Annotated in this window: 23 protein-coding genes; 12 read left to right on the top strand and 11 right to left on the bottom strand. The window is 41.5% G+C overall.

The window, feature by feature from the left end:
- Positions 1-36 precede the first annotated feature (36 nt).
- Positions 37-327, top strand: coding sequence for a putative quinol monooxygenase (locus FLA_RS12020; protein ID WP_076380721.1), 291 nt, complete (start codon positions 37-39; stop codon positions 325-327).
- Between the two features lie 44 nt (positions 328-371).
- Here FLA_RS12020 and FLA_RS12015 read toward each other — a convergent pair whose 3' ends face one another.
- The 5 genes from FLA_RS12015 to FLA_RS11995 form a co-directional block, all read right to left on the bottom strand.
- Positions 372-1,148 carry a tRNA(His) guanylyltransferase Thg1 family protein gene (locus FLA_RS12015; RefSeq protein WP_076380720.1) on the bottom strand — a complete coding sequence of 259 codons (777 nt, stop codon included), beginning with the start codon at positions 1,146-1,148 and terminating at the stop codon, positions 372-374.
- Positions 1,138-1,506 (bottom strand): AAA family ATPase, encoded by a 369-nt coding sequence (locus FLA_RS12010; protein ID WP_394337478.1) that lies wholly within the window; start codon positions 1,504-1,506, stop codon positions 1,138-1,140. The genes FLA_RS12015 and FLA_RS12010 overlap by 11 nt, the downstream gene beginning before the upstream one ends.
- A gap of 319 nt (positions 1,507-1,825) precedes the next feature.
- Entirely contained in the window at positions 1,826-3,034 is a 1,209-nt protein-coding gene (locus FLA_RS12005) for a DUF2252 domain-containing protein (protein ID WP_076380718.1), read from the bottom strand.
- Positions 3,035-3,113: 79 nt separating this feature from the next.
- Positions 3,114-4,085, bottom strand: coding sequence for an SAM-dependent methyltransferase (locus FLA_RS12000; RefSeq protein ID WP_096510952.1), 972 nt, complete (start codon positions 4,083-4,085; stop codon positions 3,114-3,116).
- A 59-nt stretch (positions 4,086-4,144) separates the two neighbouring features.
- On the bottom strand, positions 4,145-4,486 hold the full coding sequence (locus FLA_RS11995) for a hypothetical protein (RefSeq protein WP_076380716.1): 342 nt from the start codon (positions 4,484-4,486) through the stop codon (positions 4,145-4,147).
- 83 nt (positions 4,487-4,569) lie between these two features.
- Here FLA_RS11995 and FLA_RS11990 point away from each other — a divergent pair, with 83 nt between their 5' ends.
- A complete protein-coding gene (locus FLA_RS11990; protein ID WP_076380715.1) occupies positions 4,570-4,812 on the top strand; it encodes a hypothetical protein in 243 nt (80 codons plus the stop codon).
- Here FLA_RS11990 and FLA_RS11985 read toward each other — a convergent pair.
- Positions 4,804-5,901: a glycoside hydrolase family 18 protein gene (locus FLA_RS11985; protein ID WP_076380714.1), complete on the bottom strand. Its 1,098-nt coding sequence runs from the start codon at positions 5,899-5,901 to the stop codon at positions 4,804-4,806. The genes FLA_RS11990 and FLA_RS11985 overlap by 9 nt on opposite strands.
- 193 nt (positions 5,902-6,094) lie before the next feature.
- Here FLA_RS11985 and FLA_RS11980 point away from each other — a divergent pair, with 193 nt between their 5' ends.
- The 3 genes from FLA_RS11980 to FLA_RS11970 all read left to right on the top strand — a co-directional run bounded on the left by FLA_RS11980 (position 6,095) and on the right by FLA_RS11970 (position 9,519).
- A complete protein-coding gene (locus FLA_RS11980; protein ID WP_076380713.1) occupies positions 6,095-6,955 on the top strand; it encodes a helix-turn-helix domain-containing protein in 861 nt (286 codons plus the stop codon).
- Between the two features lie 78 nt (positions 6,956-7,033).
- Positions 7,034-8,158: an FAD-dependent monooxygenase gene (locus tag FLA_RS11975; protein WP_076380712.1), complete on the top strand. Its 1,125-nt coding sequence runs from the start codon at positions 7,034-7,036 to the stop codon at positions 8,156-8,158.
- Between the two features lie 488 nt (positions 8,159-8,646).
- Positions 8,647-9,519 carry an alpha/beta fold hydrolase gene (locus FLA_RS11970; protein ID WP_076380711.1) on the top strand — a complete coding sequence of 291 codons (873 nt, stop codon included), beginning with the start codon at positions 8,647-8,649 and terminating at the stop codon, positions 9,517-9,519.
- Positions 9,520-9,649: 130 nt separating this feature from the next.
- Here the strand turns inward: FLA_RS11970 and FLA_RS11965 are convergent, their stop codons facing one another.
- Positions 9,650-10,204 carry a DUF420 domain-containing protein gene (locus tag FLA_RS11965; RefSeq protein WP_076380710.1) on the bottom strand — a complete coding sequence of 185 codons (555 nt, stop codon included), beginning with the start codon at positions 10,202-10,204 and terminating at the stop codon, positions 9,650-9,652.
- Between the two features lie 85 nt (positions 10,205-10,289).
- Positions 10,290-10,892 carry a carbonic anhydrase gene (locus FLA_RS11960; protein ID WP_076380709.1) on the bottom strand — a complete coding sequence of 201 codons (603 nt, stop codon included), beginning with the start codon at positions 10,890-10,892 and terminating at the stop codon, positions 10,290-10,292.
- A gap of 142 nt (positions 10,893-11,034) precedes the next feature.
- On the opposite strand from FLA_RS11960, the gene FLA_RS11955 reads away from it, so the two are divergent.
- Positions 11,035-11,646 carry a TetR/AcrR family transcriptional regulator gene (locus FLA_RS11955; protein ID WP_076381028.1) on the top strand — a complete coding sequence of 204 codons (612 nt, stop codon included), beginning with the start codon at positions 11,035-11,037 and terminating at the stop codon, positions 11,644-11,646.
- Between the two features lie 287 nt (positions 11,647-11,933).
- Here the strand turns inward: FLA_RS11955 and FLA_RS11950 are convergent, their stop codons facing one another.
- The 3 genes from FLA_RS11950 to FLA_RS11940 all read right to left on the bottom strand — a co-directional run bounded on the left by FLA_RS11950 (position 11,934) and on the right by FLA_RS11940 (position 14,941).
- Positions 11,934-12,173 carry a VF530 family protein gene (locus FLA_RS11950; protein WP_076380708.1) on the bottom strand — a complete coding sequence of 80 codons (240 nt, stop codon included), beginning with the start codon at positions 12,171-12,173 and terminating at the stop codon, positions 11,934-11,936.
- Between the two features lie 118 nt (positions 12,174-12,291).
- Complete coding sequence (locus tag FLA_RS11945) at positions 12,292-12,945, bottom strand: response regulator (protein ID WP_076380707.1); 654 nt, start codon at positions 12,943-12,945, stop codon at positions 12,292-12,294.
- Complete coding sequence (locus tag FLA_RS11940; RefSeq protein WP_076380706.1) at positions 12,938-14,941, bottom strand: tetratricopeptide repeat-containing sensor histidine kinase; 2,004 nt, start codon at positions 14,939-14,941, stop codon at positions 12,938-12,940. The genes FLA_RS11945 and FLA_RS11940 overlap by 8 nt, the downstream gene beginning before the upstream one ends.
- Before the next feature lie 215 nt (positions 14,942-15,156).
- Here FLA_RS11940 and FLA_RS11935 point away from each other — a divergent pair, with 215 nt between their 5' ends.
- The 6 genes from FLA_RS11935 to FLA_RS11915 all read left to right on the top strand — a co-directional run bounded on the left by FLA_RS11935 (position 15,157) and on the right by FLA_RS11915 (position 18,752).
- Positions 15,157-15,693 (top strand): hypothetical protein, encoded by a 537-nt coding sequence (locus tag FLA_RS11935; RefSeq protein WP_076380705.1) that lies wholly within the window; start codon positions 15,157-15,159, stop codon positions 15,691-15,693.
- A 3-nt stretch (positions 15,694-15,696) separates the two neighbouring features.
- Complete coding sequence (locus FLA_RS31950) at positions 15,697-15,822, top strand: hypothetical protein (RefSeq protein WP_262495981.1); 126 nt, start codon at positions 15,697-15,699, stop codon at positions 15,820-15,822.
- Positions 15,823-15,825: 3 nt separating this feature from the next.
- Entirely contained in the window at positions 15,826-16,590 is a 765-nt protein-coding gene (locus tag FLA_RS11930; protein ID WP_076380704.1) for a hypothetical protein, read from the top strand.
- Between the two features lie 4 nt (positions 16,591-16,594).
- Positions 16,595-16,990, top strand: a complete 396-nt coding sequence (locus FLA_RS11925) for a hypothetical protein (RefSeq protein WP_076380703.1) — start codon at positions 16,595-16,597, stop codon at positions 16,988-16,990.
- Between the two features lie 83 nt (positions 16,991-17,073).
- Complete coding sequence (locus tag FLA_RS11920) at positions 17,074-18,165, top strand: serine hydrolase domain-containing protein (RefSeq protein ID WP_076380702.1); 1,092 nt, start codon at positions 17,074-17,076, stop codon at positions 18,163-18,165.
- A 56-nt stretch (positions 18,166-18,221) separates the two neighbouring features.
- Positions 18,222-18,752 carry a RidA family protein gene (locus tag FLA_RS11915; protein ID WP_197705887.1) on the top strand — a complete coding sequence of 177 codons (531 nt, stop codon included), beginning with the start codon at positions 18,222-18,224 and terminating at the stop codon, positions 18,750-18,752.
- The last annotated feature ends 29 nt before the right edge of the window (positions 18,753-18,781 follow it).

Below are 18,781 nucleotides of genomic sequence, written 5' to 3'. Positions count from 1 at the left end.
TACCGTTCACAGGCTTACAAACTAAAAGAGTACCAGATGAGCAGTTTAAAAATTGTCGCAAAATTTAAAGTAAAACCGGCCAATAGGGAAGAGGTGATCGCCAGCTTGTTAAAATGTGTGGTAGCATCGCGTGCCGAAGACGGAAATGTATTCTACGATCTTACGGAAAGCGTATCCGATTCCAGCATATTAGTAATGATAGAAGAATGGAAGTCGCAGGAAGCTATTGATTTTCACAACACTACTCCACACTTTAAAGAGCTGATCAACAGCCTGCAAGGGAAAGCGGAAGTGGTTATAGATGTGCTAAAAGATATTCATCCGTAAGTGGTGGCAAAAAAGCCTTCTGATGAAAGTCAGAAGGCTTTTTGCTAAACGATCACAGTATCGTACTTATCTACCAGTTCGTTTATAAACGTATTGTACTCTTCCCGCATAGGCAAGTCAAAGTCGGTATACAAAATCCGTTTATCTGCCCATACATGTTCATTTGTCTTCGGATTAAACCCTTCCTTTTTCACGTCCTTCCAATAAAACCCGATCCCTCTCTTTTGCCAGTTAGGAATGTTATTGAAGTTAACACCATATTGAAACAACAGTTCGTTCTTTGCCCCGGTGCTCATGCCTTCAATTTTGGAAGTTGCTTCATTTGCCGAAAAGCGATCACCCCTTAAACGCCAATAACAGTGGGCATTCAGTGCATTTCTGTGTGCATCTTCGTTACGCCATCTGAAATAATCCTCTACCAGTTTTTTGTTAGGTAGTTCAGATAAGCGGCAATCAAAAGCACCTACACTTCCTAAAAGAGAGGAGAACTTAGCACTGGCTTCACCCGCCAGGATAGAGATATACTTCCTTGTTTTACGTCCAAACGTATTTTCCATTGGGTGGAATAACAGGGATATTTCATCACTCTCTGTATAACCGTAAATAATATTGAAACCACAGTTCATCAGGTGCTTTACGGTTTCCACCATCAGGTCGCGGAATTTTTCGTCAAAGGGCGCTTCAAATTGATGCACTTCTTTCGTCAGCTTGGTAAAGCTTCGCCCATCAATTCGCGCTACCAGGTACATATCAGGTAAGACACAGCGGTCTTGCGAGGTTTCATAAACCCTCATCTTATAATCCAGATCATCAAATTTCATCTGACCATTCTTTTACGATAAATGTATTGTTATCAGTAGTTACATAATAAAGCGCATCAAATCCTTCTTCCATTGTTGGCAGCACCAGTCGTTTAAACGTGCCCTTGATGCCAATTTCAGGAATATTCTCCTTGCCCGTTCGTTGACTGTTGCGCTCCAACGCATCGGACAGTTTAGACTGGAAATAATACCCGATCACTTTATACTTATTGGCTTTTGCCTGGGTAATGTACCTGGCTCTCTCTTCCTTTGAAGGATTGGTATTGTCTACAACAAATGGATGGAAGGTGTGAAAGCAGGTTTCTATAAACTTAGATTCCTTATTCCTGGTGTTTAATTGGTCTAAGGAAATACGCATGTGCGTTCTGAAAAATTTTTCTTTGAAAAAGGTTGATTTTCCCGTTGCCTGAATACCACAAAATATCACTGCTTCCATGTGAGCCGCTATAAGAGTAAAGGGTTTTAAAATGCTATAATAGCCAATTATGGTGAATTTTCAAATTAAACAGCATGCCGCTGCTTACAAAAGATAGCAAGTTTCGGATTTTCTACCATTACTGCTAAAGCTAATTTTATGCCCTGTAAATTGGCCAATGGATACAGACCTTGCAGTCACTGTTTGAAAAAAGAATATGCAAAATAGAAGCAGGAGAAAAACTGCCAGTAATGCATCAGCTTCAACTTTTATCGAAAAATCCGGCTTTATATTGCTTTAGATACTCCTTATAATCATTTTTTACCTGGCGGGCATATGTGGCGGCATAGTCAATAATACCCTGCTGCCAATGATTATCTCTTCCAAAAGCAATAAGTTCATCCGGTCCTGCCGCTCCCTGCCGGGCAGCGCTACGCAGTTGGGCCGATGCTGTAAGCAGCGCCATATCCGCGATAACACACGCAATGTCTTTATACTTGTCTTTCAATTGCAAAAAGCGGATCTTATCGGCCGTAGGCTGCATCTCTTTCAGCACATACGAATCCTGCCCGAATTTCGTAGTGCTTAACAAGGCAGGAACAATGTTCTGCATTCTTTCCTGTATAGCAACCACTCTGGCAGCTTCTGACTCCCAAACCGGCTGTGGTGTGGAAGAACAAGCAGATAAGCAAGAGGGCAGCGCCTGTTTCATATCAATGAACAACGCCTTTTTAGAATTAATGTCACTTCTTAGCAGAAAGAGGTATCTGTTCACCCCCAGGCTACCGGTTCCGGCTACCCGGAAAGCTACATCCACCACCTGATAGTTTTTATACAAATAGGGGTGCAGGGCAAACCATTCCTGTATGTGTTGAATCAGTGCGGCTTTGAGGGATTTGTCAAGCGGAAACAGACGCACCTTGTCTGTTTTCAGCAACAGCTTATGGTTGCGTAGGATGGTACGCTCTCGTACAAGCTCTTTCTGACGCCGGGTAGCCACCTGCTCCAGGAACGATTGCACCATACCATCTGCAGTACGTGGTTCTATATACCGGGATCGTCCTTTTGCCAATGTAGATGAATACACCGCCAGAAATTGTTCTGCACTCTTGCGTGCTTCTTTTGTGGGAATACCCAACGATGTAAGTCCTACAAAGATGCTGGTTACCATACGGGCCAGCTCCCACGTAGCAGGAGCCAGGGCACCTTCGTCAAAATCGTTGATATCGAAATATACCAGGCGATTATCACCTTTGTAAGTTCCGTAATTTTCCAGGTGCATATCTCCGCAAACCCAGGTAACAGGGTATAGCGGCAACGCATTACTGCGCTGTAAGTCTTCATAAAAAAGATGACAGCTGCCACGAAAAAAAGAGAAAGCATTCTCTGCCATCACCTGAAATTTCAGCTGGGTAAAAGCTGGAAGTCGCGTTTCGTTGAATTGCCGTATTCGTTGTGCAATATTGCTCACCTGCTACCAATTTCAAGAAAGATACTTAAAACAGTGCATTGAAAAACAGCTATTGTCATGTTCTGGCAGAAAGCAAAAGCTACAGCCGTATACGAAAGCCTGGTACATCCTGCAAGTAATACTGACAATTCATGTTTCTGATACCAGATTTGTCTGCAACAATCGCTTTCTCCGGTAAATTCAACGAGCTTTCATTCCAGTTTAATTCATTCCCTTCACTCACCCGTATATCGGTAGTATAATACAATTGTTCTTTTTCTGACAGATTTACCTGTACTGGCCGATCTTCAAACACCCAATTCCTGCCGGAGGAATTGCTTATAATGGAATACATCAACGATTTATTAAAACGCATCAGCTCTGCCAGCATCTCCGGCTCCTCCTTGAAACTAGGCCACTTACTGAGCGATACCGTTATTTCCTCAGGCAAGAAGATCGTTTCTTTGGGCAGCTGGCTAGCCAGGTTCAGCATAATGGCTACCTGTGGTTCCACCTTCAGCGCTTTATACATCGTTTCGCTGATAACAATATCTATTTCAGAGGAAGGCACATTCCATAAAGTAGCATCGCATTGATGAATATCTTTTATATAGGCGTGCAGCTCTAATGCATCAATCACTTGCTTTAGTATCTCAATACTTTCCGGGTTAATCTCCAAAAAAGTAAACTGTACCTCATCTGGTTTAAACATCATCATCGCCGGTAAGGCCAGCGTGGCAAAAGGACCGGTTCCCGCATATAAAACATGTACTGTTTTTTTGTGAAGGCTCAACACCTCCGACACCGCCCCGTACAGCGCTCTTGCAAACCGTTGTGTACGCAATACTTCCCGGGAACATTTTGCAGCCCAAAAGGTGCCAATAGCATTTCCATAGGCCGTTTTAATATGTGCTCGCTTGCTATCGTCATCCACTAAACCAAAATTGGCTTCTAACAGATCGGATAATCCCATTACGGCAGGAGCTAACTCTTCATGAAAATCTCCGGGTTTGAGCATTGCCTTACTAAATTGCCGTACTAATGCCTGTAATTCTTCTTTTGTGGTAAGCAAAGGGTTTTGGTTTTCTTTGTAAGATAAAGATTTGTGTTAATATCTGCAATGCTTAACAATTAATGCCAGTCATGATAACAAAAGCGACATTGCCGGGCCTGGGGCGTTCTGGCTATTTTGCCACATACCGGGCAGAGATTTAGTGAAAGCTCCACTCTATATTGCGCCCAAACTCTATTAACTGTCCGCTTTTTGAAAGCCTGATAGCCATCTGCAATCATCTCCAGTATTACCGGATCTTCGCTAATCCAGCCTTTTTCCCGCATCATTGATTGCATTTTCTCAGATGCACTCGTCCCCATATACATAAGAGTTCTGCCAGCAATCAGTTCTTCCGGGGTTTGATATTGGGAACAGTAGCCATAAATATAATCTACAAGTTCAGGGTATAAATCATTCATATCTGTTGAAGAAAGATGTAAATGTAGTAAATTGTCCCTCCGAAATCAACTACCCAAACACTCAACCAAAAGCAACTACCTACATGAAGCCATTAGCAGAACTAACAAATGAAGAATTATTACAGGAAGCCAAAAAAATGAAATCCACTAATATTTATGATGCAGCCATCTTTGGTTTTTTGATTGGCATTTCCGTGTATAGCGCCGTTAAAAAGGGGTTTGGCTTATTAAGCTTTCTTCCGTTAATCTATATACCTATAGCAGCTAAGAACAGAGTTAAACATAAAGAGCTGGAACAATTATTAAAAGAAAGGAATTTAAAATAGCTTTTTCAGTGTTTCATCAATCACATCCAGCAGGCCGCCGCTTTCTTTATCATCTGCTAATTCCCAGAACATGATGCCATTTAAATGATGTTGCCATACATATTTTGTTTTCAAGGCAATAGAAGCGCTGTCGTCATAACTGGCAAATTCTCTTGTATGCGGATTGAAACTATAAGGCGCCTGTGCTTTTGCATCCCAGTAACGTGTAAAACCAGCACTGTCCGTTAACCCTCGAAAGTCTTTGTAAGAAAGGCCACGCTTAAAGCTGGCAGGGCGGTTTAGCCCATGATCCAGGGTATCTTTGGTTTCAAAAATACGGGCGTAAAAAGCAGCGCCTAGCACTAGCTTATTCACTGGTACCCCAATAGAATCCAGCCAGGTTACAGCACGATCTACCGACTGCGGAAAGGCAGCAGTAGAATATAAAGGAGTATGATGACCACTGATGGTGCTGTAACCGGATACCAGGTCGTAAGTCATTAAGTTTACACGATCAACCATAGGCATCACCTGTTTCCAATCGATCGATTTTTCCAGGTATTCGGTAAAACCGCCTGCCGCAAAGCTGATTTCATATCTCTTACCCAGCTCTTTGCGCAAGGCTTTTATCAGTGCAGTAAAATTAGCCCTGTCATCAGGGGAATAGGCATGACCCGGGAAGCCTTGAATGGCGGGATATTCCCAGTCCAGATCAATACCATCTGCCCCAAAATCAACCAACGCTTTTTTAACAGAACGAGCAAAAACCTTACGGTTATCAGCGTTAGCAAATATGGGCGAACAGGTAGCACAACCACTCCAACCACCCAGAGACACCATCACTTTCATAGATGGATTGCGCTTTTTCAATGCTACCATGTTTTGCAGCAATAGGGTGTCTTTTCTTTTGTTCAGGAAAAACTCATTTTCCCGCAAATGCCCGAAGCTGAAAATAAGATGCGTGAGTTTCTCTACCGGGTAGCGGGATACTTTCACCGAATCTCCGGAGTAATAACCAATAACAGTAGGGCGGGGGGCAGACTGCGCTTTTACTGTTAAAGAAACAAGGCTCATCAATGCTACCAAAAGGAATAAGGATACTGTTTTCATTATAACGAATTAACTGGGATTGGAAATTGCGGCAGTGGCAAAGAAGACTATTCTCCTCCAAATATATCGTTCCTTTACGGCATAAAAAGTAGTTATGATGTTAAAAAAACGTCACCTCAACGGCCCTGCAATTTCCCGATAAACCAGGCAGCTAATACTGAATCCTTACCTTCGTTAGGAAAGTCGTTGAGCAATGCGCAAAAATGCCGGGGCCATCCCAGTAAATAACTTTGGTAGCGAGTCCGATGGCGGTATCGCTATTGAACGGATCTCTTTTGAATCTTTGCCCGACCTGGGAGAATGGGAGCAACCCGAACGTCACGACCGGCATTCTTTTTTCCTGCTGGAAAAAGGAAGCGTAACCATGGAAATCGATTTTCAACAATACCTTGTAAACGCTCCTTCTATCATTTATATGCACCCCGACCAGGTTCATCGCATACTCACATTTGAAAATGTCATTGTCAATGCCTGGGCAGCCAATAATGAAAATCTAAATCCTGAGTACCTGGTATTACTGGAAGACATAGCACCTGCTATCCCCATGCCTTTAAACCATCAAATGTTTGTGTTGTTTACCGAAGCAATATCACTTTGTATCAAATTGGCAGAACGCGAAAAAGACCCACTATATCATTCCATATTAAAAGACCAGACCAATGTACTTACGGGATTAATCATCTCTTTGTATAGGGCATTGCGAACGCCCTCTGAAGATACATTATCCAGACCCGAAGTGGTGACAAAAGCCTTTAAAGAAGCATTAGGACTTCATTTTGTTTCTTGCAAGCGACCAGCCGAATATGCTCAAAAACTCAACCTATCTACCGCTTACCTGAACGAATGTGTTAAAAACAGCACCGGCCATTCCGTTTCTTATCACATTCAGCAGCGTGTTGTTCTGGAAGCAAAACGCTTACTCCATCACTCCAAACAGTCCCTGAAGGAAATAGCCGCCACACTAGGCTATGATGATTACGCTTATTTTTCAAGGCTGTTCACCAAAGTTTCAGGAGTGGCCCCTGTAACCTTCCGTAACAAAAACCCCGATTAGTCCAAGTCTTCCACTGTTTAGCCCTAATGTGAGTAATCGATAGCCTGTTCCTTTGCATCCATAACAAAGCACATACAAATGACAACAGCAGAGCATAAAAAAGTGCTCATCTCAGGTGCAGGTTTTGCCGGTTTATCGGCCGCATACTGGATGAACCAATTCGGCTATCAGGTAACTATTGTGGAGATGGCACCAGCTATTAAAAAGGGTGGCACGCCAGTAAACATTCTGGGCAATACCATTGACATTGTACAACGTATGGGTTTATTGGATCAGATTCAATCGAACAGATTGGTGATGAAATCTATGGAATTCAAAAATGCGAACGACATAACCGAGAGGCTTGACCTCACACCCCAAAAACAAGAGGAGCGTGGCGAATTGGAATACGAGATAGAGCGGGATATTTTGTTAGATATGCTGTATGAAACGGTAAAAGAGGGAGTGGAATTCATTTTCGATGAAAGCATCACAGGCTTGCAAGAAAAAGAAGACCATATAGCAGTTACCTTTAAAAAAGGATCGTCACAGACTTATGACCTGGTATTAGGTTGTGACGGCATTCATTCGGTAGTCCGGAAATATTGGTTCGGCGCAGAAGCAGCATACTCCCAATTTCTGCAAACTTATTTTTCTATTACCATTGTGAATAAGCTACTCATTCCGGAGTTTACCACCCAAATGTTCAGCGAGCCGGGCAAAACAGTAATGCTAAATGCCTACAACGGCAAAACAGATATATGTCTTGCCTTTTTTGCGGAGCAGGAAATACCTTACGACTACAGGAACGAACAGCAACAGCGGAATATCATGCTGGATCACTTTACAGGAACCGGTTGGCGAACAGCAGAATTACTGGAAGCCGTACAACAGTCAAAAACATTTTACTTCGACAAGCTTTGTCAAATAAAAATGCCTTCGTGGACAAAGGGCCGGGTAGCGCTGGTAGGAGATGCCGGCTACTGTGCCTCACCAGCTGCCGGCAGGGGTGGATCATTGGCCATAGATGGCGCGGCCGCACTGGCAGATGCCTTTCAAAAATGTAACGGTAATTACGAGCTGGCATTCCAGGAGTACAACCATTCTTTCCGCCCCTTTATTGAAACCATACAGGCAGAGGTGGTCAACTTTGGTGTTGATGCGTTGGTTCCAAGATCGGAAGAAGCTATTATCAGAAGGAATAAAGAGGGCTTTGGTTTTTAATTTCTCCCGTTATCTAAGCGGACAGTTGTCACATTGCTTACCACGCAGATATTTCTCGCAGCATTTCTTTTTCTTCTTTTTGTCCTTATCCTTGTGTTTCTTTTTGTCTTTTTTCTTTGACATGGTGGCTTATCTGAAATGCAACAGATGTGTTGAAAATACCGCTAATAGTAAGACCATATTAGTTGCTCTGTACTATGTAAAGATAGCTCAACATATTGGAGGCGGGGAATATTCTATTGTTGCAAGCGGCTGCAAACAAAAAATGCCTTCCCATTCAATAATGAGAAGGCATTTTCATTTAGTAACGCTGTCCTAAAAACAACAGCCCCCCGTGTAACAAAGTAACATTTTGACTTCTTTTGAATTGAGGAGTCTACATAAAAGTGATTGTCGGAGTTTGCCCTTAAATTGTCGTTTTTACCCGGCGTAGAATTATAAAATGCTCTCACCTTTGCTTATCAATAACAATCAAACCAGACAGCTTTATGAAAAATATATTTAATCCAGGAATTCTTATTAAATTACTCCTAATCACAATTGTTATGAGTGTAGCATCTATATCCAATGCACAACAAATCAAACCTAATGACAGTGGCTACGCACCAGCAAATGGAACCACAGTCTATTACGAAGTATACGGCAGCGGAAAGCCTATCGTGCTGCTACACGGTGCTTACTATACTATCGGGATGAATTGGGGGCAATTAATACCTGAATTGGCCAAAACCAGAAAAGTAATTGCTATAGAATTGCAAGGGCATGGGCATACACCTTTTTCAGATAGAAAACTATCACGGGCAACTTTAGCCAGCGATGTGGAGAAAGTAATGGATTATCTGAAAATTGACAGCGCAGATATAGCAGGATATAGTTTTGGAGGTCAGATAGCCTATCAGTTTGCGATACAAAGCCCTAAACGATTAAAACAATTGGTTATCATTTCTTCTGTTTATAAAAGCGAAGGCTGGATACCCGAAATAGCCGGTGTTTTTAAAAAAATGAAGCCTGAGTTTTTTGCCAATTCACCGCTGCAAACCGCCTATGATGCTGTAGCACCAGATAAAACAAAATGGAATCAGTTTCTGGAACAGATGATTGCTATGGCAGGAGAGCCTTTTAATTTGGGAGACGACAATATAGCAAAAATCACTGCACCTGTATTAATCATATCAGGTGATAATGATGGCATGGATAAAATAGAATTGGCAAAAACATATCAATTATTAGGAGGGGGCGTTGCTGCTGATATGCAACCTATGCCCAAATCACAGCTGGCCATTATTCCTCATCAAAGCCATGTTAGCCTGATGAAGCAAACAAAAATAATATTCGATTATCTGGAAAGCTTTTTACAATAGCCTATCCAATGGTATATTGCTCATTCGAGCAATATACCACTATCAAACAAAAAGCGCTGACAATATCAGCGCTTTTTGTTTTCAGAGGAGAAGGAGAGGCCTTTTCAACTTATTATTTTTTGTTCCACTTTTACCGGGAAACATAGTAAGGCGAAATCATTAAATATACTATTACGCCCGTTAAGCTCACATACAGCCATAAAGGCATTGCCCAGCGCGCAATTTGTTTATGTAGTACTACCTCCTTATTTAATCCCCTGCCCATTGAAATTAATGCCAAAGGAACAATAATGATGGCAAGCATTACATGAGTGATCAAGATGAAAAAATACATGTATTTCAGCATGCCACCACCTCCATATTGCGTGGACGGAGTGGTGAAGTGATAAAGTAAATAGGATAATAAAAATAGGGACGTGCAGCTAAATGCCAGAAAAATGAAATTGCGATGCCTTTTAATATTCTTTTGCCTTATAGCCAGCAGCGCAAACGAGAGCAAAACAAACGCAGCCCCGTTAAGCACTGCATTTAGTAAAGGCAAATACGAAAAATCATATTGTTTGAATTGCCCTTTATTGGGAAAGAAAATGGTACATATAATAAGCCCGTTGATACCTAAAGTTAAACCCCATATTAATGGCTTGTAATTCCTTCCTGCTATTTTATTTTTATTGATATAGTCCATCTTTTAGTGCTTTAAAACCATTAGCAATGAGCACAGCATTCCTGCATTGCGAGTTGATTATATTTTATTTATCAAATGGAACGGCCTATTTTTTTGTTGCGATATCACGTACTATTTCAGTCAACTGGCCTGAATTTATTTCGTAGAAGAAACCATAAATATTAAGGTGTTTCGGAACAAGAGGACTGTTACGAAGCAAGTCAACATCATGCCTGATCGTTTTCTCGTAATCGACAATAGCCATATCCTCATGATCCCACATGCCAGAAATATCAACGTGATGGTGATGATGAAATTTTTCAATCAGCAGTTCGGGAGTATAAGACGTCATTCCACAAAACGAGTGATGAACCACAACAACGTTCTCGTAGTGGAATAAATAATCCATGGTAGCTATTGTTTGCAGTGCCTGAAGCGCGCGACCTCCACCATTTGACATGGCAAACAAAGTTCTGGTGTGACCAACACGAATGCCCGCTTCGTCTACAATATTTTCTCCCGGATATACTTCATTTCCAAGGTAATCCGCTACAGTTTTCGGAATTTCAGATGCGCGAGGATCGAAACAATAAATAACAATGGTTTTCATTGGGATGGCCTGATCAAACCCCTGAAAATTGTTTTGATCAAACCCAGGTATATTCCTGAATTCATATTGGCTCAAATCGAGCGTTTTATTTGCTTTCATTTGAAAAAGTTTTTTATTCTGGAAAATTCCAGCACAACAAAAGTAGACAAGTCTGTATACTTTACAAATAAAAAGTAAACAGACTTGTCTACTTTTTATTATTTTTGTTTTACGAACAAAAATGTTTCAAATTATTAGTCATATGTCCAATTCCTCTTCTCCCTTTCGGGATCTGCGTTTTGAAAAGTTAGAATCACTAAAGCCCCAGGAACGGATTTTAAAAACGGGTATTACGCTTTTTAATAAATACGGTGTTAACACTATTGGAATAGATCAGGTGATTGCAGAAAGCAATGTCTCGAAAAGAACCTTTTATAATTACTATCCCTCGAAAAATGATCTTATCTCGGCCTATCTGGACTTTTGGGAAGAATATCGATTTACAAATCTTGAAAAGTACTTGTCTACGCTTAAAGGCAACGATCCTAAATCTGAAATTTTGATCCTATTTGATGCGCTTAAAGATTGGACTTCTCAAAGCGATTTTAACGGTTGTATGTTCACTCGTGGGCTCAATGATTTTGCCACTGACGATTCAGGTTTGCTTGTTGAAAAAGTGAATCAGCATTTTAAAAAAAGCGCAGATTTTATCAATGAACGCTTAGCTAAAATTGTAAAGCCGGGCAAAGCAAAAGCAATCTTATCCCAGCTTCTTAGTCTTATAGTCGGCACCATGGTTGTTGCACATATTACAGGCGACAATAGCATTGCCACATTAAATAAAGGAATAGCAAAAACCTTATTGGAAGGCTGAATCGCATAACCCCATCGGTCATTTAGCCAGCTAAAAATAGACAGTAAAAAAGTAGTTGAAAATTCAGTTTTTAATTTCTGCACAACGGGAGGGAAGTATGAATATACAAGCACAATAGGTGCTATTGTGAACATCTTTTTTTGTGTAAGTTTAAGTTCCTTTATTGGAAAACAAAAAAAGCCATATAATAATTAAAAAGGAAGCTAATGACCGCCCGTGGACTATTTATATGCAGGTTATAGAAGTAATTGCCGTAACACCAGGTATTACAATTGAGATGTGCGTGATCACTTCAATTTGTTATGTCGCAAAGAGTACTTATAAAAATTCTCTACTTTGGTACGTGCCCAAGGCGTTTTGCGCAAGAACTTCAGACTGGATTGTACAGAAGGATTACTGGTAAAACAGTTGATGGCAATATGTTTTCCCAGCTCTTCCCATCCGTAGCTTGCCTCTAAATGTTTTACAATCATTTCCAGCGTTATGCCATGTAGCGGATCTTTAGATTTTTGCACTTCTCCTTCCATAAGGGTGTATTATGATGTAAAGATAATACATTGAAAATGATTAGTGTCGGGCAAGGGAATGTAATAGTCAAAATGAAAAAAGAGATAAAATACATCCTCGTTGGAATTTCCATTATCGTCATCGATCCTTTTTTTGATTCATCAAAATGAACCGTTGCTGGTTGGCTGCCATGATGAGCTCCGCCACATTTTTTACCTCAAATTTTTGCATGAGGTTTCTTCGGTGAGTTTCAATCGTAAGCGGACTTAAAAAAAGCTCCTGGGCAATAACCTGGCTTGTCTTCCCCTCCGCAATCAACGCTAAAATTTGTTTTTCGCGACGTGTTAATTGCGGTCGGCCACGTAACTGGTTTTGGGACGGGCGACTGATGATCTCTATCACTTCTTTACTATAACATATATTTCCCCGTGTAGCCTCGGAAATACAATTTCTCAGCTCTTCAACAGAGCTGTTCTTTAACAGATAACCACTGGCTCCATTTTGAATCGTTTCCATAATAATGCTCCTTTCGGTATGGTTACTAACAACGAGTATAATGGTTTGTACCGATTCCTTTTTTATCATCTTACAAAGATCCATTCCATTAATATCAGGAAGGGTAATGTCAAGCAGTATCAGATCAAGCCTGTTGAGCTTAATAAAGGATAGCAAATCGCTGCCGGTGCCAAATCCTCCTACTATTTGTAAGTTAGCTTCATGTTGTAGTGAGGTCTTTAGACCTTCTATCACAATCGGATGATCATCCACGATAGCGGTGAGTAGTTTATTCATTACGGTTGGTGTTAAGTTCAATATTAACCGTTGTACCTACATTAGGTGCAGATATAATCTCTAAATGACCTTGTAGAAAAGTGATCCGGTTTTTCAGGTTGTCGAGTCCCATGCCTTTTTTGTTTGCCAGCAGAGCAGTGTCAAAGCCTATGCCGTCGTCTTCAAGCGTAATAAAAAATGTATTTGCATTTTGGCTACACTGTAATATGATATTATGGGCTTGCGCATGTTTAATGGCGTTTGAAATCAATTCCTGGATGATGCGGTAGATGTTTAACTGTACATTCAATGCCATCCGTTGCTCAAGATGAAACGGCTCAAATGAAATATGCAAGCCATCACGCATATGAAATTCGCAGAGATCTTTCAGAGCAACCTCTAGTCCAAATTTTAAAAGCGTGTCGGGTACCATATTCCTTGCAATACGACGCAATTCACTGATAGAGCTGTCCAGTTGTTTCATGATACGGTGCAGATCACTGTCTTGCGATAGGCCTGGCCGGGTATTACTCCAGCCGGACAGGCCTATTTTAACACCAGCAAGCATGCCGCCCAGCCCATCATGCAAATCCCGTGCTACCCGCTCGCGTTCATGTTCTTCTCCTTCAAGCATTGCCTTGGTAACTTTAATCTGCTGCTTTTGCCCCATTTCAATGAGCTGTTGCTGGAAGTTGATTTCTTTTTGCCTGGATAGATTCCGGTTGTTGCGGGCGGTTACAATTACAAAACCCAATATCGCCAGAAGGGAAAAGCAGCCTAATCCCAGAATCCAACGATATAATCGATCATTGCTGGCAGCTAAGGCAGCCTGTTTATTTTGTGCTTCCAATGCTGCAATTTTTTGCTGGTTCTGTGCACTTCTGTATTTGGTTTCCAGCTCACTGACTTTTACCTCAGTTTGACTGTTGTGGATACTGTCAGATATATCTCTGTAGCACGTAAGCCAGGTATAGGCCTCCTTATAATCATGCAGCTTTTCGCTTGTTTTGGCCAGTTCGCCGAATATGGCTGCCTTGTCATTGCTATTGGCGGTTAGTGTACCTTCTTTAACAATATCCAGTAAAATTTGCTTGGCTTTCGCATAGGCTTTCAGGTGCCCATACACTTCATATTTACGGAATAAGAACTGCTGGTATAACTGCGTCTGGTGATATTTTCCCGCTAGCACCATGCCTTTGTCGATACTGCCCAGGGCTTTGTCAAAAGCTTCGGTAGTAACGTAATAGAGAGCTTCATTAGCATAGTACAATGGAAAGTTGATAGACTCCGGAAAGGGGGCCAGGAGGGTATACGCCTTTTGCAACAACTGTTTGGCTGTATCTGTTTGGTGATCATAACAATAAATGCTGACACCGCTTAAATAGGCAAATAGCAGGTTGGGCGAACCGGGACTTTCTTTTTCCAGTAGGTCGATAGCCATCCGGCAGTACAGACCAGCCTTTGTAAACTGGTAATTGTTCATTAGAATGGTAGATAGCTGCGTATAATAATGCGCAACCATTACGGGATTGTCTGCTTTTTCGGCGTTTGGAATGGCATTTTCGAGGGTGATCTTTGTTACAAAATCATAGCCTTTTGTATTCTTATTCATCAGCGCATAATTAAACCATGCGGCAGCACGGTTACTATATGCTCTTTTTTCAGGAAATGCAGCCAGCGCTTCTGCTGCATTTCGGAATGCCGCTGATGCCTTGTCTTTGTCACGGTTAAAATAATACTGCCCCTCGTAAAAAAGGGCCAGGGCATTATAATACGGTTGCTTTCCTGCAAATTCTTTCCCGCTTTGGAGATATGACCAGCTTTTTACGGTGTCTTTCACCTTCCAGTATTCTACCATTGAAAAACAAGCGGTGGCTTTTTCACTGTCAACGCCGCTTTTATTGATGACGTCCTGCAGGCTGTCCAGGTATTTTTTTTCATTCAGAGGAACCTGCTGCTGGGAAAACAGGCCCCATACAACGAACTGCAGGAGAAAGAACAGGATTATGAATTTCATTAATATATCAGTATTATACAGCTGCCAGGGACACCATGTCGGGAGGCGCTAGTCCCCAATGAAGATCGGCTAAATTTAAGATTGCTATTACATTCGCAGCCGTTAATCAAAAAATACTGGAAAACCAGTAGAAAAAAAACGATAAATGTTGGTATTTCCTCAGGACGCTACTTCTGATACCTTCGCTGTCTGATCCATTCCTAAATAATAACGCTATGAAAACGTTTCTGATTCCATTTTGTCTCATCATTACTGTGCTCTGCCAGAATGCTTGCTCGAAAGATAACAGCGGAGGCGATTCGTCCTCTACCGGTGATTATTTCTTCAGGGCGGCTGTCGGCGGCAGAAAAGTAGATTTCCACAGTGTTAACTTTCAGGGAGGGGGTGATGATAACCGCTGGGAGCACATTGTCGTTGGCGGGTATGAAGAATCTTATCCAGCCTCCGGGGGACCTGTGCCGCCATCGCTGGACTTTGAAATATGGCGACTTGGTGGCAATATTGTCGCGGGTAGCTATGCTACACCTGCGGAACCCAATATGATAGCACGCTATGCCGTGCAGCAGCCAGATGGTACTTTGCTTTATAACACAGCCAACTCAAACGACGTTTTTACCGTCAAAATAGAAGCCATCAGCCAGGAAGGTATTAAAGGTACATTCTCAGGAACGGTACGCAATCTGGCGGGGCAGGCTATCAGCATAACAGACGGTTCTTTTAATCTTCCTTACCAGACTTTGATAAACCCATAGACAATGAAAACAAAAAATCGTAAGTATTCACTTTTGACAGCAGCAGTGATCTTTTGGGCAGCAGTGCCGTCTGTGTTTGATCATTTTTGCGATGTTAAGATAAAACAGCGTGATCCTGATACAATGTAAATTATGCGAAATAAAAAATTATTAGGCGGCATGCTTGCTATGCTTGCTGCGCTATCCCTGTCACAGGCCAGTGCACAACTAAATGGTATTTTACAAAAAGCAAAGGATAAGGTTGGTAACCGTGTAAAATCTGAGGGTGCGGCTAAAGTCAGTAAGGTTGCGAATGATTTTGTGGGTGGAGATTCTCTGATCTTTTCCGAGGATTTTGCCGGCTATAAAGCGGGCGCTGCAGCCACTAGTTTCAAAACCAACGGAGCAGCATCTGTTACAACGGTAGATGGGCAGAGCGGCAAATGGATGACGTTACAGGACAAGGCCACCTATAAACTTTCCAGGCACCGTGTATACCCCAGGCACTTTACAGTAGAATTCGACATCCTGGCATTAGCAGATAAAACAGGCGACATCTCACCCATGTCGTTCGGTTTTGCATCCGATAATAGCGCTAACGAATATACAAGTAATACAGGTGCATATGTTGAGCTGCATTACTATGATGGTAACCAGGTAAATGTCGGGAACAACAAGTTGAAGAAATTCATGAATGCCACCTTTGATCTTGCTCCCGGCTTGAATCGTCCTTTACATGTGTCTTTAACGGTACAAGGAGAAAGAATGACGGTGTACCTGGATAAAGTAAAGCTGGCAGATACAGATTTGTTTGGTGAATCGGATGCCAGGAACTTTTACATAACTGCACCCTGGCAATACGAAAACAATGCACGGGTAATGATTAGTAATCTTAGAATAGCCGGGTTCAAAAGATAACGTTATGAAAAGAACTATTGTTGTAATACTGCTGATGCTGAATACGTTCCTGGCGAAAGCCGATCAGTTGGCTGCGCTAACGCGGGAGCAGGCAGAAAAAGCGGTCACATATTTGAAAAAAGAGAGTGTTGTAGTACTTTGGTGCAGCTGTTGCAACGACGATCCGTTGCGCAGGGTTACAGTTAAGGAAGTATTTAGTAAGGTATCAAAGGACGGGAAATTCTATTCCGTAGTGTTAAAAGGGCGTGACGAAAATGGAAAAGAAATGGAAGAATACCTGGACCTGGCTTATGTATTCGTAAAAAAGAAGTCGGAAGGGTACTCTCTAGGTAAATTGCTTAAATTTAAATGTGATCCTTGTGTGCCGCCCTTTTACTGGGATGCACCCGCTGCCGGATGACATGGGAAATTGTGTAATCGGCAGAAATTGCTACATCCATGCTCTTACGATCTTATAGCGGAACAACATTATAAATTGGTTAAATGAAGAAACTTTTTGTAGTATTTATTTTATGGATATTTACCGGTCCATTCACTATTGAAGCCCAAAACCTCGAAAATGCAGTTGACACAATCATCCTAAGAGATTTTAAGGACAAAGATGGCCCAGGGGGTGTGTTTATGATTGCACATCATGGAAAACCAGTATATCAAAAAGCTTTTGGGAAAGCGAACCTGGAACTTGGCGATGACTTGACCACGGACAATGTATTCCAGCTCGGTTCCATGACGAAGCAGTTTACGGCTGTAGCAATACTGATGTTGGAGCAGCAAGGTAAGCTTAGCGTTGGGGATCCTGTTTCCAAATACATTTCGGATTATCCCAATGGGAACAAAATAACCATTCACCACCTATTGACGCACACTTCCGGAATAAAAGATTTTACGAAAATGAAATCCTTAGCGGATATCGCACAAAAAGAAATGACACCTAAAATGATGGTCGATTTCTTTAAGGACGAGCCTGTTGATTTTGCCCCTGGGGAAAAATTTGACTATAATAATGCAGGCTACGTTTTGCTGGGTTACCTGATTGAACTTGTTTCCGGGGAAAAATATGAAGAATATATCAGGGGACACATTTTCGATAAAGTTGGCATGACGCGGTCATATTATGCGAGTGATCGGAAAGTTATTAAAGGAAGAGCCTATGGATACCAAAAAAAGGAGTCCGGATATGTAAATAAAACAGTAATCAATTTCAGTGTTCCGTTTTCTTCCGGTTCTTTAATGTCAACTATATCGGATATGTTGAAATGGCAAAATGCGCTGAATAAAAATATTCTGCTTGATACCGCTGAAACGAGAAAAGCATTTAGCAGGTATAAACTAAATAATGGTGAGGAGTTTTCCTATGGTTATGGATGGCATATCAGGGATATAAACAAAGTGCCAACCCGGGAGCATGGGGGAAGCATATTTGGATTTAAGACAATGGCTGTATATATACCTGGTGAAGACATTTATGTAATAGGACTCAGCAATTGCGACTGCCATTCACCCACAAAGCTAACGGGGGACATTGCGACAATGGCCCTTACATTCCTGCGTGGTGTCAGGAAGGATAATCCTTAGTCTGCAATGACAGAAAGACCTTTTTGACAGTATAGATCAACAGTCATAAATAAAAAATGGAAAAGTTTTATTCGATGTATTTATCTCAGCATAATTTGACCAAGATTGGAATACAATTTTGTTTTGTATTGTTTCTGTTCGCCACTTTTGCCTGTAATAACAATAATGGCCAGGAAGTAAAAACAGATACACATGCAGATAAAAAAGGTGTTGGCGTTAAACAGAAGTGGCACTGGGGCAATCACCAAATGCAGAATGAAGATGTGGGGTATGCACAGGTAGTTAAAGTTGGCAATATGCTATATATTTCGGGTATACCCACAGAGGAACTTAATCCAAAAGGTATAGATCAGGTCTACCGGGCACTGGGTAAATGCCTGAGTGCAAATGGTGCATCCTTCGCAGATGTGGTGAAAGAAACCCTATATACGACTGATATAGAGACAATGAAGAAATACAATGATGTTCGAAAGGAGTTTTATAAGGGTGACTTTCCCGCTGCTACATGGGTACAAATCAGCAGACTATATGAACCCAATTGCAAGTTGGAAGTGGAACTGATTGCACAGATCGGAAATGATAAGTGACACTCAGAAGACATAGTAATAGGGAAAAA

Source organism: Filimonas lacunae, assembly GCF_002355595.1.
Lineage (GTDB): Bacteria > Bacteroidota > Bacteroidia > Chitinophagales > Chitinophagaceae > Filimonas > Filimonas lacunae.
The sequence above is the reverse complement of the archived record's forward strand: the minus strand, read 5'-3'. Positions and strand labels throughout refer to the sequence as shown.